Raw genomic sequence first — 25,341 nt, 5'->3', positions numbered from 1 at the left:
AATCGTCTCTAACTAGGCTATTTTTTCGGTCTCAATTTCCCTTAGCGTTATAAATTTCATGAAATTCTCAAAGTTTTAGATTGCGGTGAATAATTCAGGTTAATTTATGAAAACCAAAAAAGTTCTAACATTCGCATTAAGTTCGTCACTTTTATTTGGTGCTTTAGCTTCACCTGCTGCTGCAGCATCAAAAATTGCTAATCCTGCTCCTACTTCTGAAACATCTCAACTAGATCAAACGCAAAATACATTAACAACGTCAAATAATGAGTTAGCTAAAGCCATAAAAAAAGAAAAAGTTTCACAGAAAGAGTTAACTCGATATAGTCTTTATGTAAAAACCCAAGTAAATCAAACAGGAGAAGTTACTCCTGAATGGAAACTTGCAGCTGTTAAAAAGGCTGTTAAAAAGGCTGTTAAATTCATGGTTGATCATGCAGATACTATTCCTATTAAATCTGTTCGTGATGCCGTAAAAAAATACGGTACTAAAATCAATAATGCAATGGACACTCTTGAAACATATTCATGGTGGGGGATAGCAAACGCATTAACTAAAGCTGGTGTTCCAGATAAATATGCTGATATGATTGCTGATTTTATTGTCAAATATATTTTATAAAAATTAAGTAATTATGAGTGACGAAGACCATTATTATGTTTTCTACGTTCAGTTCCCAATCAAAATTAATAAAAACGAAAAATAAAAAGTCCCTTTCTAAGTAGAGGGTGGTTACCCCCGAAAGTTAGATTTTCTACTCTAACTTTCGGGGGTCGGTACCGAAACCTGGGCCTTTTTATATTAAGGTTATCTAACTCTTTACATGTGTTTTCTTCGTTATTTTCACTAAGTTTATTTTATTTTTTTCAACCTCCAGAATTTCAAAATGGAGATGTTGGAATTCAAATGTCTCTCCTTCTATTGGTACATGGCTTAGTTGGGTAAAAATAAAGCCAGATAGTACATCTGTCTCTTCAGGAAGTTTAATTTTAAAAACGTCGTTCAATTGACGGATCGTTAATTTCCCATTACAAATAATTTCGGAATCCGTTAATTCGTCAATCAACACTTCTTCAGGATCATCGGTTTCATCTTCAATCTCCTGTCCAATCATCGCTTCAATAATATCCTCATGTGTGATAATCCCCATAGTCCCACCGTATTCATCTAGGACGATGGATAAATGTTTCTTTTCCTTCAGCATCATTTTAAAGACTCTCTCAATAGACGTCGACTCTACGACAAAGAGCGGGTGGGTGTCGGTAAAATCAACCAGTTTTTTATGTGGGTGCATTGACCATTCAATGAGAAATTTTGAATGAAATACCCCAATAATATTATCCATATCCTCTTTATAAATAGGGTATCTTGTGTAATGATTATTTAAAACAATTTGTCTTGCCTCATCAAATGAGCTCTCAACCGGAATGCCCGCAAGATCGACACGTGGTGTTTTCAAGGCATCACGGACATCCATACTATAAAAGTCAATGGCTCTTTTAATCCGCTTCGATTCTTCTGTTTGAAATGTCCCTTGAGTATAAGCAATATCAATCATCGTTTTAAATTCCTCTTTTGAAATGGTTGCTTTCTTGATTTCCCCTTTAGATAAGAAACGAATCACGATATTTGTAAATTTAGAAAGCAAAAACGTAACAGGTTTCAATAGAATCAATAAGATGCTAATCATAGGGGCGACAAAATAAGCAATTCTTTCTGAAAATGTAGCGGCAATTGTCTTAGGTAACACCTCTGCAAAAATAATCAAAACAACGGTTAATATCCCTGTTGCCACCCCGACATTGATCCCGTAATCAATCGCAATCATCGTCACAAGGGTTGGGAGCATAATATTGGCAATATTATTTCCAATTAAAATACTTGTAATTAATTCATCTGGTTTAGAAACCAGTTTTAAAAGCTTTTGTGATGCTTTATCATGTTGTTTGGCTCTTGATTGAATTTTCATTTTGTTCACAGCAGTTAAAGCGGTCTCACTGCCAGATAAAAAGAAAGACATCAACATAAAAAAAAGAATAGCGAATAACAAAAAAGGTTCAACTCCTCAGATGTTTGGGAAATATTTAAGTATAATTTTTATACATTGTAACACTAAATAGAAAAATCAAGAAACAATTACTATTCAACATCCCTATCCAGCATTTTTTCTCTATCGTATATTTTGTTATAATGATTTGGAAATACATGTTTAGGGATAAAATGATAGGGAAATTGGTGAAATTATGACAACGGAAATAACCTTGAAAGTAAAAAAGAAATATGAGAAGCAATATAAAAATGGCTATCCCCTTCTTTTAAAAACAGCCATTGAAAATCTTGATTGTATGGACGAAGAAGGAACCATTGTGAAACTAGTCGATGGGAGAAATTCTTTTATTGGGAAGGGGTATCTCGGAAAACAAAACAAAGGGAATGGCTGGATCTTAACTTCAAAAGAAAATGAAAAAATTGATGAAGCGTTTTTTGTTAAGAAAATATCTGCCGCTATTCAAAAAAGAAAAAATTTTTACGACAGCAAAGAAACAAATGCCTTTCGTGTATTTAACGGAGAAGGAGATGGAATTGGCGGGGTTACAATTGATGCTTTTGATGGGTACTATTTAATCAATTGGTATAGCGAAGGCATTTATAAATTCAAGCCGATGATCATCGACGCATTAGAAAAATGCGTTCCTCATTATAAAGGTATCTATCAAAAGAAACGATTTGCACCTGCAGGTAAATATGTGGAAGAAGATGATTTTGTTAAGGGAGAACGGGGAGAATTTCCGCTTATTGTAAAGGAAAACGGAGTGAATATGGCGATCTATTTAAATGAAAGTGCCATGGTCGGAGTTTTTCTTGATCAACGTGAAGTAAGAAAAACGATAAAAGACCGCTATGCAAAGGGAAAAAATATGTTAAATACATTTTCCTATACAGGAATGTTCTCTGTTTTTGCTACTTTAGGAGGAGCAAATAAAACAACTAGTGTCGATCTTGCCAATCGCAGTAAAGGAAAAACGATTGAGCAATTTGCTATAAACGGGATTGATTTCGAGGCACAAGATATCATCGTAGAAGATGTCTTTCATTATTTTAAATATGCAGCTAGAAAACAACTAACATTCGATCTAGTTATTCTTGATCCACCTAGCTTTGCCCGTTCAAAAAAACATACATTTAGTGCCAATAAAGATTATAAAGACCTTTTAAAAGAAACGATTGCCATTACAGAAAAAAATGGGGTCATCGTCGCATCCACGAACTGTAGTACATTTGACATCAAAAAATTCAAAGGATTTATCGACACAGCTTTTAAAGAATCTAATGGAAAATATAAACTATTAGAAGAGTTTTCACTTCCACAAGACTTTCAAACAACCCCATCATTTAAAGAAGGGAATTATTTAAAGGTTGTATTTATCCAAAAACTAAATTAAAAATTGATCCAAACATATCACAAAGGCTCTCGCATGTTCAGGGCCTTTTTTACTTTTAAATGTTTGTTTAAAAAAGATAAGAACTTTTTCGTTTCAGATGTTTCAATCTTTGTCACAACATAAGTATAAGAACGTAACTGCCTGCTCCATTTAGATGTTACCTGCATTAATCTTTTTGATTTTATCTCCTCTTTGACCATTGTAGCTAGCAAATAGAAAACTCCCGATGCTTTCCTGAAATTTTCATACTTCGCCGCAATGATGAATGTTTTTACCCACTTCATATCCACAGGTGAACTTCCTCCTTTATTTTTTCGTAATATTGTTAATTATCATTATAATCAAAATGTAGTATCATTCAATTAATCAACCGACTGTAAGGAGGAAATTAAAATGGTAGATGCTGATCAATGGAATCCGTATCTTTACGATCAAAAACACGCCTTTGTATCGAAATTTGGGGAAAGTTTAGTAGATTTATTAAATCCAATAAAAGGAGAATCTATTCTCGACCTTGGCTGTGGAACAGGAGATTTAGCTTTTCAAATCTCTGGACAAGGGGTCAATATAACCGGAGTTGACCAATCAAGCAATATGATTGAACAGGCAAAACGAAAATACCCTGATTTAGCCTTTCATGTTTGTGATGCCATTCAGTTACAATTTGTAGAAAAGTTCGATGCGTTTTTTTCTAATGCCACCTTACATTGGATCCACCCTCCAGAAAAAGCTTTGCAAAACATATACACCTCTCTCAAACATGGGGGACGCCTTGTAGCTGAATTTGGTGGAAAAGGAAATGTTCAAACGATAACAAAAGAATTAGTCTTGCAGTTTGAAAAAGTTGGAATCCCATTTCCATACGAATCGTTTCCCTGGTATTTTCCTAGTATTGGAGAGTACACAAGTCTAATGGAGCAAGTGGGCTTTCGCGTTATGTTTGCCCAACACTTTGATCGTCCAACACCATTGGACGGAGAAAACGGAATCCAGCAGTGGCTTCAGATGTTTGGTGGAACAATGTTTGAAAATATACAGGAGGATATTAAGGAAACCATTATACAAAATGTTCAACAACAGTTAAAAAACACCCCTCTTTATCAAGATGGACATTGGTTAGCAGATTATAAACGAATTCGAGTAATTGGTATAAAGGAGTAGTTTAAGAATCTTAAAAAATAAACCTAAAAAAGAGGATGTCCTAAAGGTCATCCTCTACTTAAAATCACTATATTCCATACTCATACACTTCTTCTATATTTACCATATTACTGTACTGATGCAATCTTACCTTGAAAAGATTTAAAGGGTCTTCAAATAGCTCTGAATTGGTTCTTAATTCAGCTAACTTTCTTTCATTGTCCACAACGAGTGCTTGAACGGTTTTCTCCTCTTGAACTAGTACATCGAACGGTTGTTTGAAAAACGCTTTAATGTCCCGATCTAGTGATTGTCCAAAAAGATCAAACGGGATGAAGAACTTTGTCATAATGGACTTTGTCACATCTTCATAGTCATGATTTTCAATAAATTTCTTGAATTGATTTTTTAAAAATAATTGATTTTGTTGAAGTGCCCCTAGTATTTTCCCTGCGCTTTTTAGGAACATTTGGGACGGCGATTGCCAATTTAATATATTTTCATTCTCCAACTGTGCACGCACCGTCATCCGCTCACCATCACGATGCCAATCATCTAAAATTTTATAGTCACAATCGAATTTCAATCGCTCTTCCCCGTACATAAAATTAAACCCGTCACACATATCATTTAAAAAATTCTGAGCTTGGTCAAACTCCTCTTTTGAAGTTTGAATCCACTCTTGAAAAGAACGATGAACGAGCGGCAAAGTAGTATGCTGTAAGTAGTTCTGTACCCTTTCATTCATGACCTGATTTAATTTATCATGCATCGTCCGAAAATCGCTTTCTTCTTTAATAATATCCGTACATTCCCTCAAAATATTCGGGATTTTCTCCATTAGTTCTTTTTTTATTTCGTCAAATATTTGGCTATAGGAAGTTGTGAGTTTATTTGTTTTATCCTCTTCTAAATCTTTAAGTTGATGAATCGCTCCATTAAGTCTTTCCTGCATATCCTGATTCCAATGAATACGGTCCATATAGTCATTTTCAATATCTGTTCGTTGTTGCCACATGGAGGAGACCAACATTTGCAAGTAGTACAGTATTTTTTTCACACGTGAGCTTTCCTCAATGGAAAAAGACGAACTCACCTCTTCTAGATCTTGTAAAAGTTGACGTTGATTATTTTTCGTAAACGTTCTTAATGGTGCATCTTTAGCGTATTCCTTTATTGTTTTCTCCGTTTCCTTCACTACTTCTTCTACTTTATCAGAAGGAATCGAATCAATATTTAGGAAAAAGTGGATTGGTATATCACGGGAAATCTCCTTTGTTTTCTTTATCACTTCACACTTTTGTTCATTCAGTGGTGTCTCAGCATTTAATAAAAATAATACTTGATCTGCGAAAGGAATATAGCGGAATGTTTCCTGCCAATCAACATGTTGATCAAGTTCAGGAGTATCCACTAAGGTTAATGCATGCTTCTGTAAGAAATGATTGGGAAGTTTAAAATCAAACAAGGATTGTTCAATGTTCTCCGCGTTTTCAATCGTGTCGTAAAATTCAGATAACCCCGAAATATCCCGTTCATATGTATAGGTCATTTCACGGATGTCAATATCATCAAAATCACTATACATCATTATTGCTTTAGAGGGGAAATCTCCCATCACTTGATCCCCAAATAACATTTGAAACATGGAAGGTTTCTTCGACGGTTCAGTTCCGATTACCATCAGATGCTGCGTTTGAAAATTAGCAAGTTCCTGAATTAGCCATCTTAATCGGGTATCCGTTTCTACACGTTGGTTTCCAGCCCATTCCTGAATGGATTCAAATACTTGAATACATTTCTCTAACGCTCTCTTTTCCATTCCCCCACGGCGTACCAATTGTTCGGCATTATAGACACTTGCCTCACTAATGGTCGAAGGAAACACTTCATTCCATGCTATTAGAGCTGAAGAAGCATATAATCGCTGTTCATCATCGGTTATTTTAACCCAGGCAGATAAAAGGTTTGGCATTGCCTCTTTCAAATCACCAATCGGATAAACTCCTTGTAAAAGCTCATTATACGTTTCTCTGTAAAGCAAAGGTAAGTGATTCCAGACATCATCTTGTTGGAGGTCAAGCTGTAAAATTAATTCATTCATATTCCAAAGCCAAGTAAAGGACAAGTTCTGATGCTTATATTCATCCCAGATAGCAATGATCAAATCTTCAAAACGATGCTGATCCAATTTATAAAGGATTATTAACATTTCCTTATATTCAATCGGTTGTAAATGACGCACTCTCCCCTCCCTAACATAGGATTTAAAGAGATCGAACCAAGAAAGAGATTCTGTTCGAATTGCTTCCTCCATCGCTAGTTTTACCGCATTCACCCAATCTGAATTCTCCTCAAAAAAAGTGCGAGCGATCGTCGTAACATTAGGATAATCAGGATTTAATGAAAGGGCTTTTTGGATCGTATCATTTGCAAAATGTTGCCTTCCTTCTTTTATATACAAAGTAAATAATTGCAAAGCGATCTCCGACTGAAGGGTAGAATTATCTGTCTTAATGGATTTATATAATTCTTCCGCATTCGTAAACATCCCTAATTCAAAATAGGCATCTCCCATATTCTTTCGAGCCCACCCTTGAAGCTCGTTCTGAATTTGGCCCCATTTAAAAATGGCCGTCTCATAGTCTTTATGATGATAATAGACTTCACCTTGTGCAAATCGAATATAGGACAAGTCAAATCTTTCTTTTTCTTGTTCCTTGAAATAGGCGTCCCCAAGAATTGCAACAGGATGATCTCCCTCCTTTCCCTCTAAAAACGATATGTAATACTCTTTATAAATCAGCTGTTCCTCCAATTTCATAAAGAATCCCCCGTTATTCAAAATAGTTATTTGTCCGTAAAAAAGATGATCTTATTTAAATATTCTATCAAACTTATATAATGAAACAATATCAATGAATCGACATTATCCGTTTATTTGTTCAAAAATATAATAATGACAAGAATATGACAAGCCTCCCCTATCTAACCACTCCTTTCATTCCTACTTCAGAACTAAGCGGTTCTTCCTAGAAACAGAGTAACTTCTATCCAAATGATAAATTTCCCCACTCCATACAGAAGAAAGTCATTCTATCTACCTAACCTTATTCACTTCATCTAAACCATATGGATTAAAAATAAGATATTATTCTTATTCACTTCAAAAACATATCTATAGCAGGATAAATTAAAACCATATTTTTGAAAATAAAAGTAAACTTGGGTTGTGAATCATGTAATTTTATAGAGAGAATTTTAAAAATGACACTTTTAGTCATATGGGTAAGCCAATCAAAAAAGGGAATTACGTAATGAGAGATTACTTTCTAATGAAGGATATGAAGATTTTACTATCAGTGGGGGATGAAGAGCCCCCACTGAATGAAGATTTCGTCTTACACGAAACGAACTTTTTCTCCTAATGGAATTCGAGTTGTTTTAAAGGCTGGTGCTGCCGCCTTTCCTAAAGCAATTAACACGATTGGAAAATAGCGTTCAGGAACATCGAATCTTTCTGCAAATTTCGCTTTATCAAAGCCCCCCATCGGGACAGTATCATATCCTCTATCTTTTGCAATAAGCATCAATTGCATTGAAATGAGCCCGGCATCAAAGGAAGCAATATTTTTGCGAATTTCCTCTGAAGCATTCGGGTAAGCGTTTTTCGAGCTCGCGATTAAGCGTTCCATGTTCGCTTTATCCATAAATCCCGCTTCATAGCTACTGCGATACACTTGGTCAATGTTATGATACATTTCTTTATCACCAAGTACCGCAATAACAGCTGATGATGTTTCAACTTGTTCTTGGTTCATGGCAATCAGCCTTAATTCTTTTTTCACTTCTGGGTCATCGATTACAATAAATTCCCAAGGTTGTAGGTTGCTAGAAGATGGAGCTAATGTCGCTTCTTGAAGCATCCCCAATATTTCTTCACGAGCAATTTTAACCGTTGGATTATATTTTCTCACCGAATGGCGTTCCTTAATAATGGTGGATAAATTAGACATAAATTGATTCCTCCTTTATTTAACTTACCTTAAGTAAGTACAAAATATAGCTTACTATTAGTAAGTATAATTTATCAAGGAATAACTTCTATGATATGATAAAAAAAATAATAAAAAACAGGGGTTTTTATAATGGAAAATTCAAAACAAGTCCATTGTTCAGAAAAAGAGCAGCAAAATATGTGCAATGAATTCCATGATACCATTGAATTTATCGGGAAACGTTGGATAGGTGTAATCATTTATCATTTGTTAGAAGGCCCTAAAAGATACCATGAACTCATGACAGCCATCCCCGGTATATCTGACAGACTCCTGACTGAGCGTTTAAAGGAACTGGAAAATTCCGGATTAGTCATTAAGAAAGTCGTTGCCTCTTCCCCAAAGAAAGTTGAATACGAGTTAACCAAGTTGGGAATGGAGTTTGATATTGTGATCGAGGCCATCGTGAAGTGGGTGAAGAAAAACAACGAAGACAAGTGATGACAACTCATCTTCGTTGTTTCCTACATTATTTACGATCTTTCATCCACTCTGGTTTTCCAAATCCTTTGAATCCTTCATCGATTACTTTTTCGAATTCAGCTGTCAAATAATACCCTAGATCCTCGTGAATGGGGTTATTGGCATTATGTGGATATAGGTTTTTTCGCTTTCAATATGATTTTCCTCTTTAAAATGAGCCATAATAAAAAAGAGAAGTCTCTTCAAATAACTCCTCTAAACGAATTAATCTTCATCCTTCACATCTATATCTTCCGGTATCGGCTCACTCAAAATTTCTTCTACGAGTTTTCTGTAATTTTCCATTTGCTCGATGTGAGTGGTGAATTGGTCCTTATTGATTAAAAACTGTTCTCCATCATGAATTGCTCGAATTTTCTTTTGGTATACTAAGCTTTCAATATAGGATTCTGGAAACTCTAAGTATTCTGCAGTTTCTTTTATCGTTAAGTACATTCGCTTTCATATCCTTTTAGTGAAATAAAAATTGGAAGTAAACAGTCATAATTGTGCTCATTTTATAGCTTTCGTAGGCATTCTTTATTCTTCCATACATCTGAAAAAAAGCAATGATTCTGTTCAAAAAAAATTATTTAAACCAGCCTTTTTTCTTCGATTGTGTAATTGCCTCGATTCGATTTTTCACCTCTAACTTATCGAGGATGGCAGAAATATAATTGCGAACGGTCCCTGCTTTAATACTTAAAGTATCGGCAATTTCTTTCGTGCTTTTTCCGTCTGCAACGAGTTCCAGCACTTCTTTTTCCCGAACAGTTAGAGGGTTTTCTTCACTATAAATATCTTCGATTAGTTCTGGTGCATAGATTCGTTTTCCTGCCATAATGCTGCGAATGGAGTCGGCCAATTCGTCACTTGGGCTATCTTTTAATAAATAGCCACTAACACCGGCCTTTAATGCCCGTTGAAAATATCCTGAACGTGCAAATGTTGTTAAAATAATGATTTTGCATGGATGACTTTGCAATTCCTCCGCTGCTTCTAGCCCGCTCTTTCCGGGCATTTCAATATCCATCATACAAATATTAGGTTGGAATTTCCGTACAAGTGCTATCGCCTCTTCTCCATTAGAGGCCTTTCCGACCACTTTCATATCCTCTTCTAAATCGAGTAATGAACCGAACGCCCCTAGTAGAAGCTTCTGGTCTTCAGCAATAACGATTGTAATCAATCCTCTCATTCCTCCTTATCCATTTGTTTCGCATCATTCGGCACTTTAATAATTAAAGTCGTTCCTTGCTCTGTTAATAACTCTATGCTTCCATTTACAAACTCCAAACGTTCCTTCATTCCCATTAGACCATTCCCGCTTTCACCTTTTCCCTTGAAAACACCATTATCTTTAATCGTGATGACCACTTCCATCCTCGTCTGTTCGATCGATATGGAACAATATGTTGCCTCACTATGTTTCACGACATTTGTTACAGCTTCTTTTAGACACATACTTAAAATATTCTCTGTTAATAAAGAAACATTGCGAAATGTAACTTCTTCAGGTACAGAAAAGGAAATTTCCGCAGCTGAAAATATTTGCTTCACTCGAACAAGCTCATCTTTCAATCGAATACCACGCATCGACGAAACCATCTTACGTACTTCGTTTAAGGCTGTTCTTGCAGTTTGTTGTACATCTTTTAACTCTTGTCGTGCTTGCTCGGGATTTTTATTAATTAACTTACGAGCTAAATCACTTTTCAACCCAATAAGCGAAAGTTTTTGCCCTAATGTATCATGAAGATCACGGGAGATCCGCTGTCTTTCTTCCAATTTAATTAATTCGGAAATCCTTTTATTCGCATCTTCCAACTTTTCCTCAAGTTGTCCCTTCTCTTTCCGATTATAAATGCTGAAAGGGAGTAGAATTACGCTGACCCAAATAATAATGACAAATGGCAGTTGCTTAAGAAACAATGCTTCATGTTGAACGATACTAAAATTGATGGAAACTGAGGTGATGATGAGGTGGATGAAATATAATGTTAGAAAAGTCTTGCGTTCCTTAATATTTCCGATAAAGTAAGCTAGGAAAAAGGCAAAGTAAACATAGCTGAAAAGGCTCGTTGACGTAACCGAGATCCCAATTAAAATAAAGGTCCATACATAAACAGGCCATCCTTTAGAAATAAAGGCAATTCGATAGAAGATGAAAAATAAAATAGTTAGAAAAACTCCTACAACAATCTCTACCGTTGAAGAAGACTGAAAGATAAAATAAAATGGCAATATGCAAAGAATTGCCCAAATATATGGTGAAATACCGTTCCCTCTTTGAATCATTAAATACTTTTTTAACATATAAGAACCTCATTCTTATTCAACAAATTCCAGCACTACCTATTATCATACCACTTCTTCTCTTACGACTATAAACAAAGAATATCCATTGTTGAAGTCGCAAGAGAAGACCTTTATTAATTTTGTTGTTTTGTCTGAAATGTCATTCTCTTTAATTTCATTAATTTTTTTACTTCTTTAAATCCAACAAATTGCTTTTCTTTTTCATCCCATAAACGGAATTTAAGCGAACGCAAGCTTGTCATTAACGTGATGGTCGGAACGTTCTGTAAAGGTTCGGAATGATTATGGGCTGCTTCAAGCTTATAATTCGGCACTCGCGGACTTAAATGATGGACATGGTGATAACCGATATTCCCTGTTATCCATTGTAAAGCTTTCGGAAGTTTATAATAAGAACTTCCCTCAACAGCTGCCTTCACATACTCCCAATGTTCATCCTCTTCAAAATACGAGTCTTCAAACGTATGCTGCACGTAAAAAAGCCAAATACCGAAAGCTCCTGAGATCATAAAAATAGGAACCTGTACTAATAAGAACGACTGCCACCCAATAGTGTAACAAAGTAACGCAATGATGAATACAATCACTATATTTGTCATATACGTATTCATGCGTTCTTTTTTCTTTGCCTCTTTTCGGTTAAAGCGATTCGTAATCAAAAAGACATAAATAGGACCTAAAATGAACATTACAAACGGATTTCGATAGATGCGATAGCTGATTTTTAGCCATAGCGGCGCTGAAACATATTCTTCTACCGTCAATACCCAAATATCACCCGTGCCACGCTTATCTAAATTCCCGCTTGTTGCATGATGAACAGAATGGCTATGTTGCCATTGATAATACGGAAAAAGTGTCAATATTCCGGAAATCGAGCCGAGAATTTTATTCGCTTTTCGACTTTTAAAGAAGGAGTAATGACAACAATCATGAAAAATTATGAAAATTCGTGTCAAAAACCCTGCTGCGACAGTGGCAAAAACTAATGTAAGCCAATATGAATAAGAAAGGCTTTCATAAGCCAAATACCATAGGAGGAAAAAAGGGAGAAATGTATTTAAAATCTGCCGAATACTATTCTTTGTATCAGAATGTTCATAAGGAGCCATTTGTTTCCTTAACATCATTTGCTTTTGTTTAGTCATGGATTACCATTTCCCTTTCTTTTGTTATTATCAAAATTATATAAAAAAAGAGAAATCGTTTGCAGACATACGTGTCATATACAAAACATGATAAATGTCATGGTTGCACTGTTAAAATTAGTATTTATAATGTGTAAAATCTTAAGTAATCAAATTTGTTAAACTGTTAAGTAGTAATCGTGAAGTCGATATACGTTCATATCAAAAGGTGAATCCTAAACAACACTAGCTCGAAACTATTTTCTTCCTTTTTTTCCGTATCACTGCAATCACGAGTAGTAAAACCGGAATCAGGGTTTGGATAATAGTAGCATAAAAAGGAAAGATCTTGCTTATATAATTGGTAAGCTCCATTGAACTAGGCAATGACCAAAAGCTAAATTCAATGATTAAAATTCCTATTGGCCAAATCACAGGTCGATAATCTGAAAGGTTTAACCATTGGGCTGTACCGATCGCAACTGCGTAATAAAAAACAGCAATCTTTACAAAAGCTCCTACAATCCAAACAGCCATTGTGACGGACTCCAAATTTTCAAAAAAGTCAGCGGCACTTATGTATCGACTTACATCCATCAATGGATATACTTTAGAAGCAATAGTCGTACCAAATACAAGTAAAACGATCAAATTCACTATAGTTAGTGTGACCGAAACAGCCAAAACTGTTATCATCCCATACTTCATCCCTTTTGCCTGTTCTACTACTAATGGAAGGAGGAAAATAACAAGAAAGAATTCTGTAAACCATCCCATTGGGACAATAGCCCCCTTAATAGGAGGCATCAACCCATCTTCCAAAAAAGGAAGAAGATTTCCGAAATCAAAATCATTGCTTAATAAGATGATTAACGTAATAATGGGAAGAACAAACAACGGAAATAACAATTGAGCCATACGCCCCAATACCTCTAATCCCGCGTTCACAACAAAAGCGCAAAGAAGAACCATCAAGGACATCACCACACTGATGGGGGTTTGAAAAAGAAAAGAACCAACAATAAATTCACCGTAGGATCTGACAATTTGGCCAGTTATTTGAACATAAAAAAACAAAAAGACAAACCCCATTATTTTCCCGATATATCGGCCCAAAATTTCCTCACTGATTTGAATAATGGTTAAATCGGGATATAATTTATTCAATCTCACGGCAATAAAAACGGTTGCAAATCCCATGATGGAAGCGATAACGGGAGAGAGCCATAAATCATGACCAGCATGTTCCGCTGTGATGCTTGGTACAGATAGAATACCTGTCGCTACAATCGTCGGGTACATTAACATCATCATCTGCAGGGAGGAAATTTTGCCTTTCGCCATCATGATCTCCTTTCTATACACATATTGACTTCATTATCCATCATGACCGTTACGTTTCCATAAAGCGTGCAAATGGCTTAAGAAGGGCTTCTATCCATGTTAAAGGCCCTCCCATATGCGGAAGATCAAACATGGACAGTCCCCATCCGATGACAAGTAACATGAAAAAAGCTATTTTGTCTTTAGCAGGATTCTGTTTCACTTTTGGCCATTGAAATAAGATGATCACTACGATAATGACCGCTGTACCCCCAAATGCCTCCCATCTCATTTAAAATCCTTCCTCCTCTATTCCCTTCGACTTATGAATTATCCCTTTTCTGCGAACATGTGCATCTATATCAAGTTCCACTTCGACTTCTGGAAATACCTCTTCCCAACGTTTGGCCACCTTTTTCCACTCTTTAGGATACTTTCGATGAAACTCCTTCCCGAAGTTTAAAATATCCGCTTTTAATTTATGCTGCGATAATCGTATAGCCGTATTGATTCGTTTCTTAATCGCTTCTTGGTAAGATTTTTCTATCTCCTTGATTGTTTTGGAGTCTATAATACTTACATCCATTCGATTTTGTACTGCTTCCCCTTCTGTTTTAATCTTCACCGTCATTTTCCACTTTCCATTCTTAATTTTTGGAATCATATTGATATGAGCGGATACAGGATTTAAAGAGACATCTCCTTCTATATTTTTTGGATCTACTGTAACCGTGTATTCCTTTATTTCATCTCGCAACCATAATACTCCCCTTGTATTTTTTTCTGAGATTTTCCCAATCATTTTCCCCTTTTTTAATACGGCAGAACCGAATATTTTGAGAAACTCTGGGTTTTCTTGACCACTCTTTTTTCCTTTGAAAGTCACGAGATAAGGAAGAGCTGAAGACTCGCTTTCGCTCTTAAGCATTTCATCTAAATTCTGTAATGTTGCCTTTAATCCAACACGTAAATCAGCTAACTCCCGAACCCCCTCTGCAGAATGACGTTCTAAAACCGCCTTTAAATCAAGAATATGCTTCGCTTTTCCTTGGCTGACAAATACATAAGCTCTCTCTCTTGGCTGTGGGTGGCGCAGTAAGAAATCCAAATGATCCTTGATTCCTTCTTTCGCAACCTTTTCACTAAAAATAAACACTTTGCACTGTCCCCAAAAGATTCGACGGGGTAATTCACTTTGAATTTTCGATAAGGCATCTGCCATATTTTTTCCTTTCTGTGTCACTACTAACGTAAGGGGACCTCCTCCTCCGCCTTGAGTGCCACCACCACCACTACTTATTGAACTAGGGACAAAAACTTGCAGTGAAAGTTCAATCCCCTTCCCTTTCCTTTTATCAATGGCTGTTCCTGTGACAATCGCAATATCATTAATCTCCACTCGATCCCAACATCCACTTAACAAAAAAATCGACATGCAAAAGACGACAAAGAAAGGAACGTGTTTCATAAAGTAATATTTATTTTTAGCCTTCACCATTGGTGATCACCTTCAGCTTTAATTTTCCGCTTCCCCTCCTCGTTTTGGACTGGGAGCAAGACTCGCAGATTGACGATATTCATTAGACTCCCCAGTAAGATGTGGACGTTGATCCATCATCCATAATGGAGATTTCCACAGCACATCTTTTAGTTCAATCCCCTTCATTGGTGCTAATGGAGATAAGTAAGGTACTCCAAAGGAACGTAAGGTGCATAAGTGAATGGCAATTGCCAGAACCCCCATCATAATACCTAGTAATCCTAATGTACCAGCAAAGAAAATGATCGGAAAACGAAGCATTCGGATTGTCGATTCAGCAACATATCGAGGCATCATAAACGAAGCGATTCCTGTAATGGCTACAACAATGACCATTGGTGCTGAAACTAATCCCGCCTGCACAGCTGCTTCCCCAATGACAAGTGCCCCCACAATACTAACGGCGGATCCAATTTGTTTTGGCAATCGGATTCCTGCTTCTCTTATGGCCTCAAAGGTGATTTCCATAATGATCGCCTCTACTATGGCAGGAAAAGGGACGGCCTCCCTTGAAGAGGATACACTAAGCAATAAGGCGCTAGGAATCATCTCTTGATGAAACGTCAAAACAGCTACGTACAATGAAGGAAACAAGAGGGAGACAAAAAGAAATCCATAGCGTAACCATCTTGTCATCGTAGCAATCATAAAGCGTTGATAATAATCCTCCTGTGATTGAAGCAATGAAAAAAAGGAAATGGGAGCAATTAATGAAAAGGGAGTTCCCTCAACTAAAATAAGGACACGTCCCTCTAACAAATTTGCACAGGCAATATCAGGTCGCTCCGTTGATAACACTTGAGGAAAGGGGGAATACGGATTATCCTCAATCATTTCCTCAATATATTCACTTTCCAAAACACCATCAATATCAATGCGTTTCAGCCGATTTGTTACTTCTTCAATTAATGTCTGATCAGCAAGTCCCTCTATATAAGCAATAGCTACAGTCGTTTTCGTATACTTCCCAATTTTCATTGTTTGTAATTTTAATGCAGGGCTCTTAATAATACGTCTTAGTTGAGAGGTATTGATCTGTAGAGATTCATTAAATCCTTCACGAGGGCCCCTAATACCTGACTCAGCAACAGGTTCTTCAATACTTCGCTTTTCCCATTGGGCCAATCCTAAGGAAAAGCCATCCCCACCTCCTTCATATAGAAGGATCGGATTCCCAGATGAAATGGATTCAACACATTCAGCTAACCTCGTCACTTTAGACATCTTCGTTAAAGGCAGTTTATTTTTAATTAACTCTTTTGTTTGCTTGGATTCACTGCCGATTTCCGATATGAGCGGGGTAAGAACAAATTTCTCGATTCCTTCGGTGTTTGAAATCCCTTCAATATAGATAATCATCGCTCTTGTTTCCCCAAAGATTAGAAAAGGATGAAAAGTAACATCGGAACAATTTTCATAGATAGATCGAAGTGCTTCAACGTTTTGATTGAAATCTTTTTGAAGGAGATCCTGTAGGTTGGAAGCAGAAATCTGATCATGATTTTGTTTTGATTTCTGCTTTACTTTTGATTTTCCCAATAACTTACTTACATTACGAATCAAGTTAATCCCCCCATCTATCTCCTTTTCCTATGTTTTGTCATTCTGGTTGTTTTATACAATCAAACTTATGTGATTTAGGAATGGAAAGCGCTCTTTCTTTTCCGAATAGTAGCTAAGACAAGTAAAAACAGTGGAATCGATGTTTGAATTATAAAAGCATATAAAGGAAAGGTTCTATTTAAATACGATTCAAGATCCATCGAACTATTTACCGACCAAAAACTAAATTCGATGATCAGAATTCCTATTGGCCAAATTACAGAACGATAATCCTTTAAGTTCAACAACTGAGCTGTTCCGATGGCAGCTGCATAATAAAAAACAGCGGTCTTCACAAATGCCCCACCAATCCAAACAGCCATCGTAACAGACTCCAAATTCTCGAAGAAATCAGCTACACTAATATATCGACTAACATCCATCAACGGATAAACTTTTGAGGCTGTTGTTGTGCCAAACACAAAAAGGACGATCAAGTTTACCAAAACTAACGTGATCATTACGATCAAAACCGAAACCATCCCGTACTTCATTCCTTTTTCTCGGTCTACTAAAAATGGAAGGAGAAAAGCAATAAGAAAAAATTCTGTGAACCATCCCGCTGGGACAATAGCGCCCTTGACAGGAGGCATAATTCCATCTTCTAAAATTGGAAAAATATTTAGAAAATCAAATTCAGGACTTAGAAAGATAATTAAAAGGATCAGTGGCAATGTAAAAAGGGGGAAAAGTAATTGAGTAATTCTACCTAACACTTCCAATCCACCATATACAGCGAAAGCGCAAAGAACCACCATCGACACCATAATCACGCTAATTGGGGTGTTAAATAGAAAAGATCCTACAATGAATTCACCATATGATCTTACAATTGTGCCGGTCGTTTGAACATAAAAGAATAAAAATAGTCCCCCAATAACTTTTCCTACATAACGGCCAATAATTTCCTCACTTATTTGGATAATCGTTAAATCCGGATATAATTTATTTAATTTTACTGCAATATAAACGGTTATAAACCCGATGACAGATGCCAAGATTGGAGACATCCATAAATCATGCTTGGCATATTTCGCCGTGATACTTGGAACATCTAGAATACTTGTTGCTACGATTGTTGGATATAACAACATCATCATCTGAAGAGAGGAAATTTTCCCTGTTTCCATCACCTGCTCCTTTCTCCAAACAATTTGACACGATCACGCTCCATATGTATCTCCCTCTTTTTTCTACCATTCCTCTAACTTATGTATTTCTCTACTTAGGATGTTTTATACGATTGATCCAAAATCAAATCCTAAGGGAAAACGGATGAAAGCTTCTTAATATTCCATATAAATGTATTCACACCTTTTGAATAATGAGAAAAGGGTTCTACTTTGGGAAGCTGAATTCCTAATGACTCGAAAAGTGTATGACCTTTAAATTCTACTTTTACTTTTTGCAGTGGCCAAAGACTATGATGGATTTCCCCACAAAATACGTCGCACCCATTTGTACTGAATAAACAATACCTCTCAATAAGCCAATGATCGAGTGTGTCTTTTATTGCATGGAATGGTCCTTGTAATGGTGTATAGGAACCTTTAGAAGTGAAGAGATTGTTCACGCTTTTTTTACGTAAACTATTAAAATAAATTGTATCCCCCTTTTGCTGAAATGAATATGTGAAGGATGGTAAGGCAACCGGAACCATCTCTTGGCAATCGTATATGATACCCAGTCATCGACATCTAAAGACAAAAAGAATACACCTGGTTTTCCTTTATGATGAACATATGTCCTTTGACATTGATTTCGGGAAATGGAGGGATGATAGAGATCAATCGGAATCCGCGTGGGTAGACTCCTTCCATTAAAAATACGACGACACCGATCCAAGCCGTCCCATTAAAAGTGTCAATTTGTAATGACTCTGGAATATGTCGACGCAGTTTATCCGGTGAAATAGGCCAATGAAGAAATAAGAGATTACTCCAAGTTTGACGCATGATCCATCTTTTTGAAGGGATGGGCCATATCATGATTGAAATAGTCCACGAAGTTCATCTCCTTTCTATTAACCAATTAACTTGCATAAAAACTGTTTCCTATATTCTTTGCCACATATGATTAAATTAATCACCCATTTTCTCTGTTTATAAGTAAAAAATGACGATTCCCCTAACATAAATTGCCTCTATCTGGAAAGTATAAATATTAAATAACTATGTTGATATTGGAGTAGGAATCATATGTTAACAATAAGCGTGATAATACTTGGAATGGTCACTCTGCTAGTGCTTCTACTTTTATTTTTCCTTTTTGCTTGGCGTTGGATGATGAAAAAAATCGTAAAACAAATGGGAAAAATCATTTTAACCGATAGCTATCAAGAAAATATTATGGAGTTGTTACCAGGGATCCGGCATGTAGGGTTTCAAAATATTCTTGAAAACAGTCTACGTGCAGAATCCGGAGATGTTCTCCATCGTCCACTCGGTTCTTCAAAAAAATGGCCTCATTTTGATCCGATCACCTTCATCCCTGCACAGACAACCCCCTTTCCCATTAGCGGAGATGAAAATGTTGATATGAATGTGACGATTGGTCCCAAGGCGAAGAAGCCATTAAAAATTAAAATACCACTTATGATCAGTGGAATGGCCTATGGAATCGCGCTGAGTGAAGAAACCAGACTTTCATTAGCGACAGCAGCTAAAAATACTGGAACAGCGATTAATTCTGGTGAAGGAGGAATTTTACCTGAAGAATTAAGTACAGCAGATAAGTTCATCTTGCAATTTTCCAAAACAGAATGGTCAAAAGAGGAATCAACTATTAAGCGTGCAAACATGATCGAAATTAAATTTGGACAAGGTGCACTCGTCGGGATGGGCGGGAAGATTTCTCCTAACAATTTAACAGGACGTGCTCGTGAAATTATGGGACTAGGGGAAAATGAAGATGCTACAATTTTTGAACATTTTTTTGAAAATCAAACATTGAAGGAAATGAAAGAGCTAGTGGGAGAGCTTCGGAATTTAACGGGTGGAGTCCCGATTGGAGCAAAAATTGGGGCTGGGGGGAAAATAGAGAAAGATATTGATCATTTACTTGAGATCGGAGTAGATTATATTGCCATTGATGGAGGTCAAGCAGCAACATTTGGCGCCCCCCCAGTTTTATCGGATGACTTTGGAATCCCAACCTTACATGCACTTGTGCGAGCAACCCAACATCTTGAAAAACTACAAATGAGAAATCAAGTTAGTTTAATTATATCTGGTGGCCTTTTCACTCCTGGACATTTCCTAAAAGTTCTGGCCCTTGGAGCTGATGCCGTTTACCTTGGATCTGCCTTATTATTCGCTGTCTCTCATGGTCAAAACTTAAAGGCACTCCCTTTTGAACCACCTACACAAGTGATTTGGAATAGTGGGAAATACAAAGACCAGTTTAATATTCAAGAAGGGACTGAATCGGCAGAGAAGTTTTTAACAGCCAGTACGGAGGAAATGAAAATGGCGTTAAGAGCTATGGGAAAACGTTCATTAGCAGATCTATCGAAAAATGACTTAGTATCATATGATGAATTAACTGCCAAAATGGTGGGCATTCCCTTTTCATTTGAACCTTGGAAAAAGGAGCAAGAAAAAGATTCTCCCAACTGACAGAGAAGAGTCTTTTTCTTGTTGATTGGAATTCGAATAATATCAAACCTTTCTGCTAAGTCTAACGACGCGAATCTCACGTCCATCGTCATCTTTGAAAAATACCACTCGATGCTGTTTTTTGGAACGAGATTGGATGGAGCCCAGTAGACAAGTGATGTCTTGTGTGACGTTTGAGTCCTTCTGTGACAGGCGTTGTAACGACCTTTTACTGGATAACTCCACGTTTTCTATTATCCGAATCACGAAATCTTGTCCTTCTTCGAGAAAGCGATCGATTCGTTGAATTTTATAATAGGCGCGATCTTCTACTAAAATGAATCGAGAATCGGCAAGTTGTTCCCCCATGGGTCCATCGTGTGTCAGACCAGTGGATTCAACGACTTTCAAAGGCATTTGCGTCTCTGATGAAAAACTCACATGAAGCTTAATGCCTAAGCGTTCGACGTGATAAACGGCCCAAGGAAGTCGCGTTTTTCCGACAGTGATCATGGTGGAATCCACCAGAAGCAGGTGTTTAGGCATGTTCAACGTTCGACGAGTCGCTCAGTTACATTTACGAACGTATAAATCAAATACTTTCTTCATGAACTTAAAATCAAGCTGTCCCATCTTTTTCGAAAGAATGGAATAGTTGACATCGACCAGACCAACTGAAGATCCGACATCGGCACAGTAACGTAAGCTTAACACTCACAGGCAGCCGCCATCACAAGATACTGGGTCAACGTCTTCGCATTCAGTTTTCGTGCGTATCTTCATACCCAACAAGCTCAATCAATGTTTTAGCTCTTCATCAGAAATAAATTTTTGAATCAAATTCGGGAACATGGTATTCTGTTTCATAGGGACCTCTTCTCGTTAATGTTTGGTCGTACTTACATTTTACAAGAAGATGTCCCTATTTGACGTTTTTTATGGAAGATTATGCATAATCAACACGCGTGATGAGAATCCAGTCATGTGTGGATAACATTAGCGAAATTTCTAAAGAGTACTAATTGGATGGGAGATATTATTTTAATAACAACAAATTTCCGACATAAAATCAGTATTTGCACACTTCAAATTTAAGATTTGAGAGGTGAGAAAAATGACTAAAGAAATAAGTTTTCTGAATAAGGATATTTACCTTTTGATAATAAGGGTGAGTCTTCCCCTAATAATAGCATCAATAGTCACATCAATTGTTCAGTTAGCTAATGTTGCATTTATGGGGAATTTAGGGTCAGAAGAAATTTACGTTAGATCATTGTATACCCCCTTTGCATTCTTATTAATAGCATTAATTGAAGCATTCCAAATAAGCAATCAGGTATCAATAGCTAGATTAAATGGAGAAGGAGATATTGAAGGAATAAAACAGAATATTTTTTCTTTTGTCTTACTTAGTATTGCTATTTCATTAGCAGTTTGGATTATCATCTATTTTTTATCCCCTTATATAGCTAAATATTATAATGTGCCAGATGATGTAGCTAAAAAATTCATAGACTTTTTAACTTTGATGTTTTTAGTAAATATCCTAGGTATTGTTGCAATGGTATTATCATCTAGTTTACGAGGAATAGGGAAATTAGGTCTTTCAATGATACTTAGCATAGGTTATGCACTGCTGAATATAACACTTGTTTATATGTTTTCTTTCCACTGGAATAAAGGTGTATTATCGCTTGTTTATGCTAACTTAATAAGTTCTTTAACATTATGCATTGTTTCACTCATAATACTAATGAAACTTAACCTAATAAAGATAAAAAAGCAGTATTTTATGTTAAGCCATAAAGGTCTTTTTTTCCTTAAGGTAGTAGGTATACCAATTTTCATTTCTTATATCATAATCTTTTTAAGTAACTTCTTTTACAATAAAATTATTGAACCTTTTGGTCACTCCACTTTATCAGGCTTCAATGTAGGGTACTATGTTCAAACATTTGCTATTATCCCTGCTATTGCAATCGGGAGTGCACTAGGAATAATTATTAATAATAATATAGGTGCAGGAAAGTTATATTATCCAAGAGTCTACCAGATTATGAAAAAAGGTACTCTATTAACTTTAATATTCTATATCATAATGTCTGCATTAATCTTCATATTTAAAATGAACATTGCTCAATTAATGCTGATTGATGAGGCATCCATTAAGCAAGCCGTATTATTTCTAAAAATAGTAGCCCCAACCTATATATTCTTTGGTGTAGTGCTAATGACTATTACAACACTAGAGCAAATTAATAAAGGGTATCTAGCACTTACTTTAAATAGTGTTTATTTTTTGACTATTATTATAATTGGTTGGTATCTAACAATTAAGTATAACCGAATAGATTATTTATATTGGACAATATCAATTACGAATATCACTGGATTTATGAGTGTATTTTTTATCCTAAGAATGATGAAGAAGGAGTATAGTGGAATGCAAACATCCGATTCTAACAACTATGATTTTTACCGTTCATGATCAATTTAGGATGAAACGGAGGACGACCACCGCCGGAATAATGGGCAGCCAGTTGCTCATCAGGGATGGATTCGATCATCTCATCGATCACACGGGCGACATGATGTTCTGGGATGAGCCCTTCCACATCCAGAATGGTAAAGCTTCGGCGATTATTGTAGGGTTTAAACTTGGGGACAGTATGGATTTTGGTTACAAGGGGTTCCTCTATTATGTGTAAAATTTTACTCGGGGGTACCTGAGGCATATTTCTAGTCAAAAAAAGAGAAAGCACTCTATCATAAATGTATGCTAGACGGCAAATACATTGTAGAAAGAGGCTTTCTCATGGAGAAAATTATATCAAATATTTATAAATTAATAAAGAGTACAAGTAACCTGGTATGTGTCAAGTTTTTCTCTGTGTAGCTTTTACACCAATATTTTAAGCACTCTATTTTGTACACTTTTTACATCTACCGCGCTAACGCTTGGTGGCCTCGATTGATGGGCGTGTAGGTTGTCGTAGAATTTGTACCATACGAACCGTTTGCTTCACGTTTCTCTGCTTTCTGTCACTTCGATGATGTTGGCTCAAGTAAGCTTCTTGCAACGTTTTGTTTAGGATACCTTGAATGACATTAACCATGGACTCCCCACCTTCCTTTTTCAAAAGGTAGCAGTATCTACCTTCATTTCTCCTTTACAATCGTGACAAAATACTATCTAAAGGGTCAAAATTATATGGTGCAAATGTAGGTGGACAGCCTATTGGTTATAAAAAGTCAGTAACGTATTCTGTTAAATTCTAGTATCTAGAAAGGGTGAAGGATTTTATGAATACTAGTAGTATTAATTGGATGGATATAGCTTTTCAATTTGGTTGGTTAATTTTTTTAATCTCTCTGGTATTTTTGGTATATAAGATTATTAAATTTAGAAAAGAAAATAAACGTTCAAATGGTTAATTAAAATAGCGTTTAAGCGTCCAGACTCTCGTTTTAAGAGAGTCTTTTTGTTTTTTAAATGGGAAAGGGGGGGTTGTACTTACAAGTGATTAAAAGGCAAGTTGAGGCGTCTGTCAACGGTACCGGAATGGAGCGATAGCGAAATGAGGAAACAACCCCCACGTTAAATCAACTTTTCCCCGTTAGAAGAATAGTTGATTTCTTCTTTACTTTATGCCATCTTTCCATGATTTCATTTTTTCTTGATGTTAAAATAGATATTGCCTTCACTTTCTAATTTCTTTTTTAAAAGATTAATTGGTTTCTTTATTTCTTGTTATCAACTTTCCAAGATCTCATTTTTTCTTGCTTTGAACGGTACACGCACATTGCCTGCGGGTCAGCAATGCATGGTTGTCTCATATCAAGGTAGAAATGTAATTCTGCAATTTGTAACTTTAAAACAAGAAATAATGATTAGAAGAAAACATGAAAGGAGGAATTGTGCATATAAAGATTTCTTCAAATCTGGATATCCTCCTTTCTTCTAATCATTATAAAAATAAAGGTGGAATGGATTCGATTCAATACTAAGAGGGTCTGGGATAGATGAGTCTATCAACTCCTTATCCTCATTCCGGTACCGTTGACAGACACCTAAATAGCCCTCTTATCTCTCATAATCGCTTTGGCCATGTTTTAAAGACTTTTACTTGAGGTTAGCCCCCTCTAATAAGCATATCCCTCTCAAACTGCTTTGAAGTGTATTTCTCACCTGTAGAGCGCTTTTTCAGTACCTTTTGAGCATAGTCCAAGGCTCCCTCTTTAAATCGCTTCAGAAGCCTATTTTCCTTGTGTAAATGATCTCGCTCAGCTTCTAAATGCATCTTTTGCAAAACCAATTCATTTTTTTCATCCGTCAGCTGACGATTTTTTTGAAGAAACAGCTCCGATCCATTAGCCCTCGAAATCTTTCATCGGACATCGGAATGACCATATATTTTCCTGAAATTGGTGAAAGATAAAAATTGGGCAAGCTACGGGTATGGCATGCTATACCCCAAAAACGTTGTTTTTGTCTTGGTAGGATACTCCTACAACCTTTATACAAATAATGCTGTTGTTTTTTTCAAAACAAGCAGCATTATTTGTTGTCGCTTCGCTCGAATTTTAAAAAAAGGAATATTGCACAAAAATGGTGTCATGATTTTTCAGTATGTTTCACAATCGAGTAGAGTGAACGAATCGGAATTTTGATTCGTTCGACCCTCTCACACCACCGTACGTACGGTTCCGTATACGGCGGTTCAATAATT

Annotated in this window: 22 protein-coding genes and 1 pseudogene; 6 read left to right on the top strand and 17 right to left on the bottom strand. The window is 36.3% G+C overall.

Going from position 1 to position 25,341, the window contains the following annotated elements; translation table 11 throughout:
• The first annotated feature begins 106 nt into the window (after nt 1-106).
• Nucleotides 107-622 carry a YqxI family protein gene (locus J2S13_RS13360; protein ID WP_307258271.1) on the top strand — a complete coding sequence of 172 codons (516 nt, stop codon included), beginning with the start codon at nt 107-109 and terminating at the stop codon, nt 620-622.
• 190 nt (nt 623-812) lie between these two features.
• Here the strand turns inward: J2S13_RS13360 and J2S13_RS13355 are convergent, their stop codons facing one another.
• Complete coding sequence (locus tag J2S13_RS13355) at nt 813-2,051, bottom strand: hemolysin family protein (RefSeq protein WP_307258269.1); 1,239 nt, start codon at nt 2,049-2,051, stop codon at nt 813-815.
• A gap of 193 nt (nt 2,052-2,244) precedes the next feature.
• On the opposite strand from J2S13_RS13355, the gene J2S13_RS13350 reads away from it, so the two are divergent.
• Nucleotides 2,245-3,444 carry a class I SAM-dependent rRNA methyltransferase gene (locus tag J2S13_RS13350; protein WP_307258267.1) on the top strand — a complete coding sequence of 400 codons (1,200 nt, stop codon included), beginning with the start codon at nt 2,245-2,247 and terminating at the stop codon, nt 3,442-3,444.
• Between the two features lie 17 nt (nt 3,445-3,461).
• Here J2S13_RS13350 and J2S13_RS13345 read toward each other — a convergent pair whose 3' ends face one another.
• Nucleotides 3,462-3,734, bottom strand: a complete 273-nt coding sequence (locus tag J2S13_RS13345; RefSeq protein ID WP_307258266.1) for a hypothetical protein — start codon at nt 3,732-3,734, stop codon at nt 3,462-3,464.
• Between the two features lie 103 nt (nt 3,735-3,837).
• On the opposite strand from J2S13_RS13345, the gene J2S13_RS13340 reads away from it, so the two are divergent.
• Entirely contained in the window at nt 3,838-4,605 is a 768-nt protein-coding gene (locus tag J2S13_RS13340) for a class I SAM-dependent methyltransferase (protein WP_307258265.1), read from the top strand.
• 67 nt (nt 4,606-4,672) lie between these two features.
• Here the strand turns inward: J2S13_RS13340 and J2S13_RS13335 are convergent, their stop codons facing one another.
• Both J2S13_RS13335 and J2S13_RS13330 read right to left on the bottom strand, forming a co-directional pair.
• Nucleotides 4,673-7,408, bottom strand: a complete 2,736-nt coding sequence (locus J2S13_RS13335) for a P-loop NTPase family protein (RefSeq protein ID WP_307258264.1) — start codon at nt 7,406-7,408, stop codon at nt 4,673-4,675.
• A gap of 577 nt (nt 7,409-7,985) precedes the next feature.
• The gene (locus J2S13_RS13330; RefSeq protein ID WP_307258263.1) at nt 7,986-8,600 is read right to left on the bottom strand and encodes a nitroreductase family protein; all 615 of its coding nucleotides are present in this window, start codon (nt 8,598-8,600) and stop codon (nt 7,986-7,988) included.
• Between the two features lie 132 nt (nt 8,601-8,732).
• On the opposite strand from J2S13_RS13330, the gene J2S13_RS13325 reads away from it, so the two are divergent.
• Entirely contained in the window at nt 8,733-9,083 is a 351-nt protein-coding gene (locus J2S13_RS13325; protein ID WP_307258262.1) for a winged helix-turn-helix transcriptional regulator, read from the top strand.
• A gap of 246 nt (nt 9,084-9,329) precedes the next feature.
• Here the strand turns inward: J2S13_RS13325 and J2S13_RS13320 are convergent, their stop codons facing one another.
• The 11 genes and pseudogenes from J2S13_RS13320 to J2S13_RS13270 all read right to left on the bottom strand — a co-directional run bounded on the left by J2S13_RS13320 (nt 9,330) and on the right by J2S13_RS13270 (nt 18,970).
• Nucleotides 9,330-9,560, bottom strand: a complete 231-nt coding sequence (locus J2S13_RS13320) for an excisionase family DNA-binding protein (protein ID WP_307258261.1) — start codon at nt 9,558-9,560, stop codon at nt 9,330-9,332.
• A gap of 133 nt (nt 9,561-9,693) precedes the next feature.
• A complete protein-coding gene (locus J2S13_RS13315; protein WP_307258260.1) occupies nt 9,694-10,293 on the bottom strand; it encodes a response regulator transcription factor in 600 nt (199 codons plus the stop codon).
• 5 nt (nt 10,294-10,298) lie between these two features.
• Nucleotides 10,299-11,420 (bottom strand): sensor histidine kinase, encoded by a 1,122-nt coding sequence (locus tag J2S13_RS13310; RefSeq protein ID WP_307258259.1) that lies wholly within the window; start codon nt 11,418-11,420, stop codon nt 10,299-10,301.
• Nucleotides 11,421-11,536: 116 nt separating this feature from the next.
• Entirely contained in the window at nt 11,537-12,571 is a 1,035-nt protein-coding gene (desA, locus tag J2S13_RS13305) for a Delta(5) desaturase DesA (protein ID WP_307258258.1), read from the bottom strand.
• A 225-nt stretch (nt 12,572-12,796) separates the two neighbouring features.
• The gene (locus J2S13_RS13300; RefSeq protein WP_307258257.1) at nt 12,797-13,894 is read right to left on the bottom strand and encodes a GerAB/ArcD/ProY family transporter; all 1,098 of its coding nucleotides are present in this window, start codon (nt 13,892-13,894) and stop codon (nt 12,797-12,799) included.
• Between the two features lie 49 nt (nt 13,895-13,943).
• Nucleotides 13,944-14,165 (bottom strand): hypothetical protein, encoded by a 222-nt coding sequence (locus J2S13_RS13295; protein WP_307258256.1) that lies wholly within the window; start codon nt 14,163-14,165, stop codon nt 13,944-13,946.
• A complete protein-coding gene (locus tag J2S13_RS13290; RefSeq protein WP_307258255.1) occupies nt 14,166-15,371 on the bottom strand; it encodes a Ger(x)C family spore germination protein in 1,206 nt (401 codons plus the stop codon).
• Nucleotides 15,372-15,389: 18 nt separating this feature from the next.
• Nucleotides 15,390-16,976 (bottom strand): spore germination protein, encoded by a 1,587-nt coding sequence (locus J2S13_RS13285; RefSeq protein WP_370874038.1) that lies wholly within the window; start codon nt 16,974-16,976, stop codon nt 15,390-15,392.
• A 74-nt stretch (nt 16,977-17,050) separates the two neighbouring features.
• Nucleotides 17,051-18,145 (bottom strand): GerAB/ArcD/ProY family transporter, encoded by a 1,095-nt coding sequence (locus tag J2S13_RS13280; RefSeq protein WP_307258254.1) that lies wholly within the window; start codon nt 18,143-18,145, stop codon nt 17,051-17,053.
• Between the two features lie 131 nt (nt 18,146-18,276).
• A pseudogene (locus J2S13_RS13275) lies at nt 18,277-18,722 on the bottom strand (DUF2071 domain-containing protein).
• Nucleotides 18,713-18,970 carry a DUF2071 domain-containing protein gene (locus J2S13_RS13270; protein ID WP_307258253.1) on the bottom strand — a complete coding sequence of 86 codons (258 nt, stop codon included), beginning with the start codon at nt 18,968-18,970 and terminating at the stop codon, nt 18,713-18,715. Before J2S13_RS13270 ends, J2S13_RS13275 begins: the two are co-directional and overlap by 10 nt.
• 243 nt (nt 18,971-19,213) lie before the next feature.
• On the opposite strand from J2S13_RS13270, the gene J2S13_RS13265 reads away from it, so the two are divergent.
• Nucleotides 19,214-20,632, top strand: coding sequence for an FMN-binding glutamate synthase family protein (locus tag J2S13_RS13265; protein WP_307258252.1), 1,419 nt, complete (start codon nt 19,214-19,216; stop codon nt 20,630-20,632).
• Nucleotides 20,633-20,674: 42 nt separating this feature from the next.
• Here J2S13_RS13265 and J2S13_RS13260 read toward each other — a convergent pair whose 3' ends face one another.
• Nucleotides 20,675-21,157 carry a transposase gene (locus tag J2S13_RS13260; RefSeq protein WP_307258273.1) on the bottom strand — a complete coding sequence of 161 codons (483 nt, stop codon included), beginning with the start codon at nt 21,155-21,157 and terminating at the stop codon, nt 20,675-20,677.
• A gap of 568 nt (nt 21,158-21,725) precedes the next feature.
• On the opposite strand from J2S13_RS13260, the gene J2S13_RS13255 reads away from it, so the two are divergent.
• The gene (locus tag J2S13_RS13255; RefSeq protein ID WP_307258250.1) at nt 21,726-23,099 is read left to right on the top strand and encodes an MATE family efflux transporter; all 1,374 of its coding nucleotides are present in this window, start codon (nt 21,726-21,728) and stop codon (nt 23,097-23,099) included.
• Here J2S13_RS13255 and J2S13_RS17040 read toward each other — a convergent pair.
• On the bottom strand, nt 23,071-23,178 hold the full coding sequence (locus J2S13_RS17040) for a hypothetical protein (RefSeq protein ID WP_503128656.1): 108 nt from the start codon (nt 23,176-23,178) through the stop codon (nt 23,071-23,073). The two genes, J2S13_RS13255 and J2S13_RS17040, sit on opposite strands and share 29 nt — an antisense overlap.
• Nucleotides 23,179-25,341: the final 2,163 nt, after the last annotated feature.

Origin of the sequence: Oikeobacillus pervagus (genome assembly GCF_030813365.1) — a bacterium.
Lineage (GTDB): Bacteria > Bacillota > Bacilli > Bacillales > DSM-23947 > Oikeobacillus > Oikeobacillus pervagus.
This window is presented reverse-complemented; position numbering and strand designations above follow the sequence as displayed.

Excerpts from the sequence above, each read along its gene's own strand:
- J2S13_RS13335 (WP_307258264.1), bottom strand. The coding sequence starts at position 7,408 with ATGAAATTGGAGGAACAGCTGATTTATAAAGAGTATTACATATCGTTT.
- J2S13_RS13330 (WP_307258263.1), bottom strand. The coding sequence starts at position 8,600 with ATGTCTAATTTATCCACCATTATTAAGGAACGCCATTCGGTGAGAAAA.
- J2S13_RS13255 (WP_307258250.1), top strand. The coding sequence starts at position 21,726 with ATGACTAAAGAAATAAGTTTTCTGAATAAGGATATTTACCTTTTGATA.
- J2S13_RS13265 (WP_307258252.1), top strand. The coding sequence starts at position 19,214 with ATGTTAACAATAAGCGTGATAATACTTGGAATGGTCACTCTGCTAGTG.
- J2S13_RS13280 (WP_307258254.1), bottom strand. The coding sequence starts at position 18,145 with ATGGAAACAGGGAAAATTTCCTCTCTTCAGATGATGATGTTGTTATAT.
- J2S13_RS13360 (WP_307258271.1), top strand. The coding sequence starts at position 107 with ATGAAAACCAAAAAAGTTCTAACATTCGCATTAAGTTCGTCACTTTTA.
- desA (WP_307258258.1), bottom strand. The coding sequence starts at position 12,571 with ATGACTAAACAAAAGCAAATGATGTTAAGGAAACAAATGGCTCCTTAT.
- J2S13_RS13260 (WP_307258273.1), bottom strand. The coding sequence starts at position 21,157 with ATGCCTAAACACCTGCTTCTGGTGGATTCCACCATGATCACTGTCGGA.
- J2S13_RS13295 (WP_307258256.1), bottom strand. The coding sequence starts at position 14,165 with ATGAGATGGGAGGCATTTGGGGGTACAGCGGTCATTATCGTAGTGATC.
- J2S13_RS13340 (WP_307258265.1), top strand. The coding sequence starts at position 3,838 with ATGGTAGATGCTGATCAATGGAATCCGTATCTTTACGATCAAAAACAC.
- J2S13_RS13350 (WP_307258267.1), top strand. The coding sequence starts at position 2,245 with ATGACAACGGAAATAACCTTGAAAGTAAAAAAGAAATATGAGAAGCAA.
- J2S13_RS13325 (WP_307258262.1), top strand. The coding sequence starts at position 8,733 with ATGGAAAATTCAAAACAAGTCCATTGTTCAGAAAAAGAGCAGCAAAAT.
- J2S13_RS17040 (WP_503128656.1), bottom strand. The coding sequence starts at position 23,178 with ATGATCGAATCCATCCCTGATGAGCAACTGGCTGCCCATTATTCCGGC.
- J2S13_RS13290 (WP_307258255.1), bottom strand. The coding sequence starts at position 15,371 with ATGGTGAAGGCTAAAAATAAATATTACTTTATGAAACACGTTCCTTTC.
- J2S13_RS13310 (WP_307258259.1), bottom strand. The coding sequence starts at position 11,420 with ATGTTAAAAAAGTATTTAATGATTCAAAGAGGGAACGGTATTTCACCA.
- J2S13_RS13270 (WP_307258253.1), bottom strand. The coding sequence starts at position 18,970 with ATGCGTCAAACTTGGAGTAATCTCTTATTTCTTCATTGGCCTATTTCA.
- J2S13_RS13300 (WP_307258257.1), bottom strand. The coding sequence starts at position 13,894 with ATGGCGAAAGGCAAAATTTCCTCCCTGCAGATGATGATGTTAATGTAC.
- J2S13_RS13320 (WP_307258261.1), bottom strand. The coding sequence starts at position 9,560 with ATGTACTTAACGATAAAAGAAACTGCAGAATACTTAGAGTTTCCAGAA.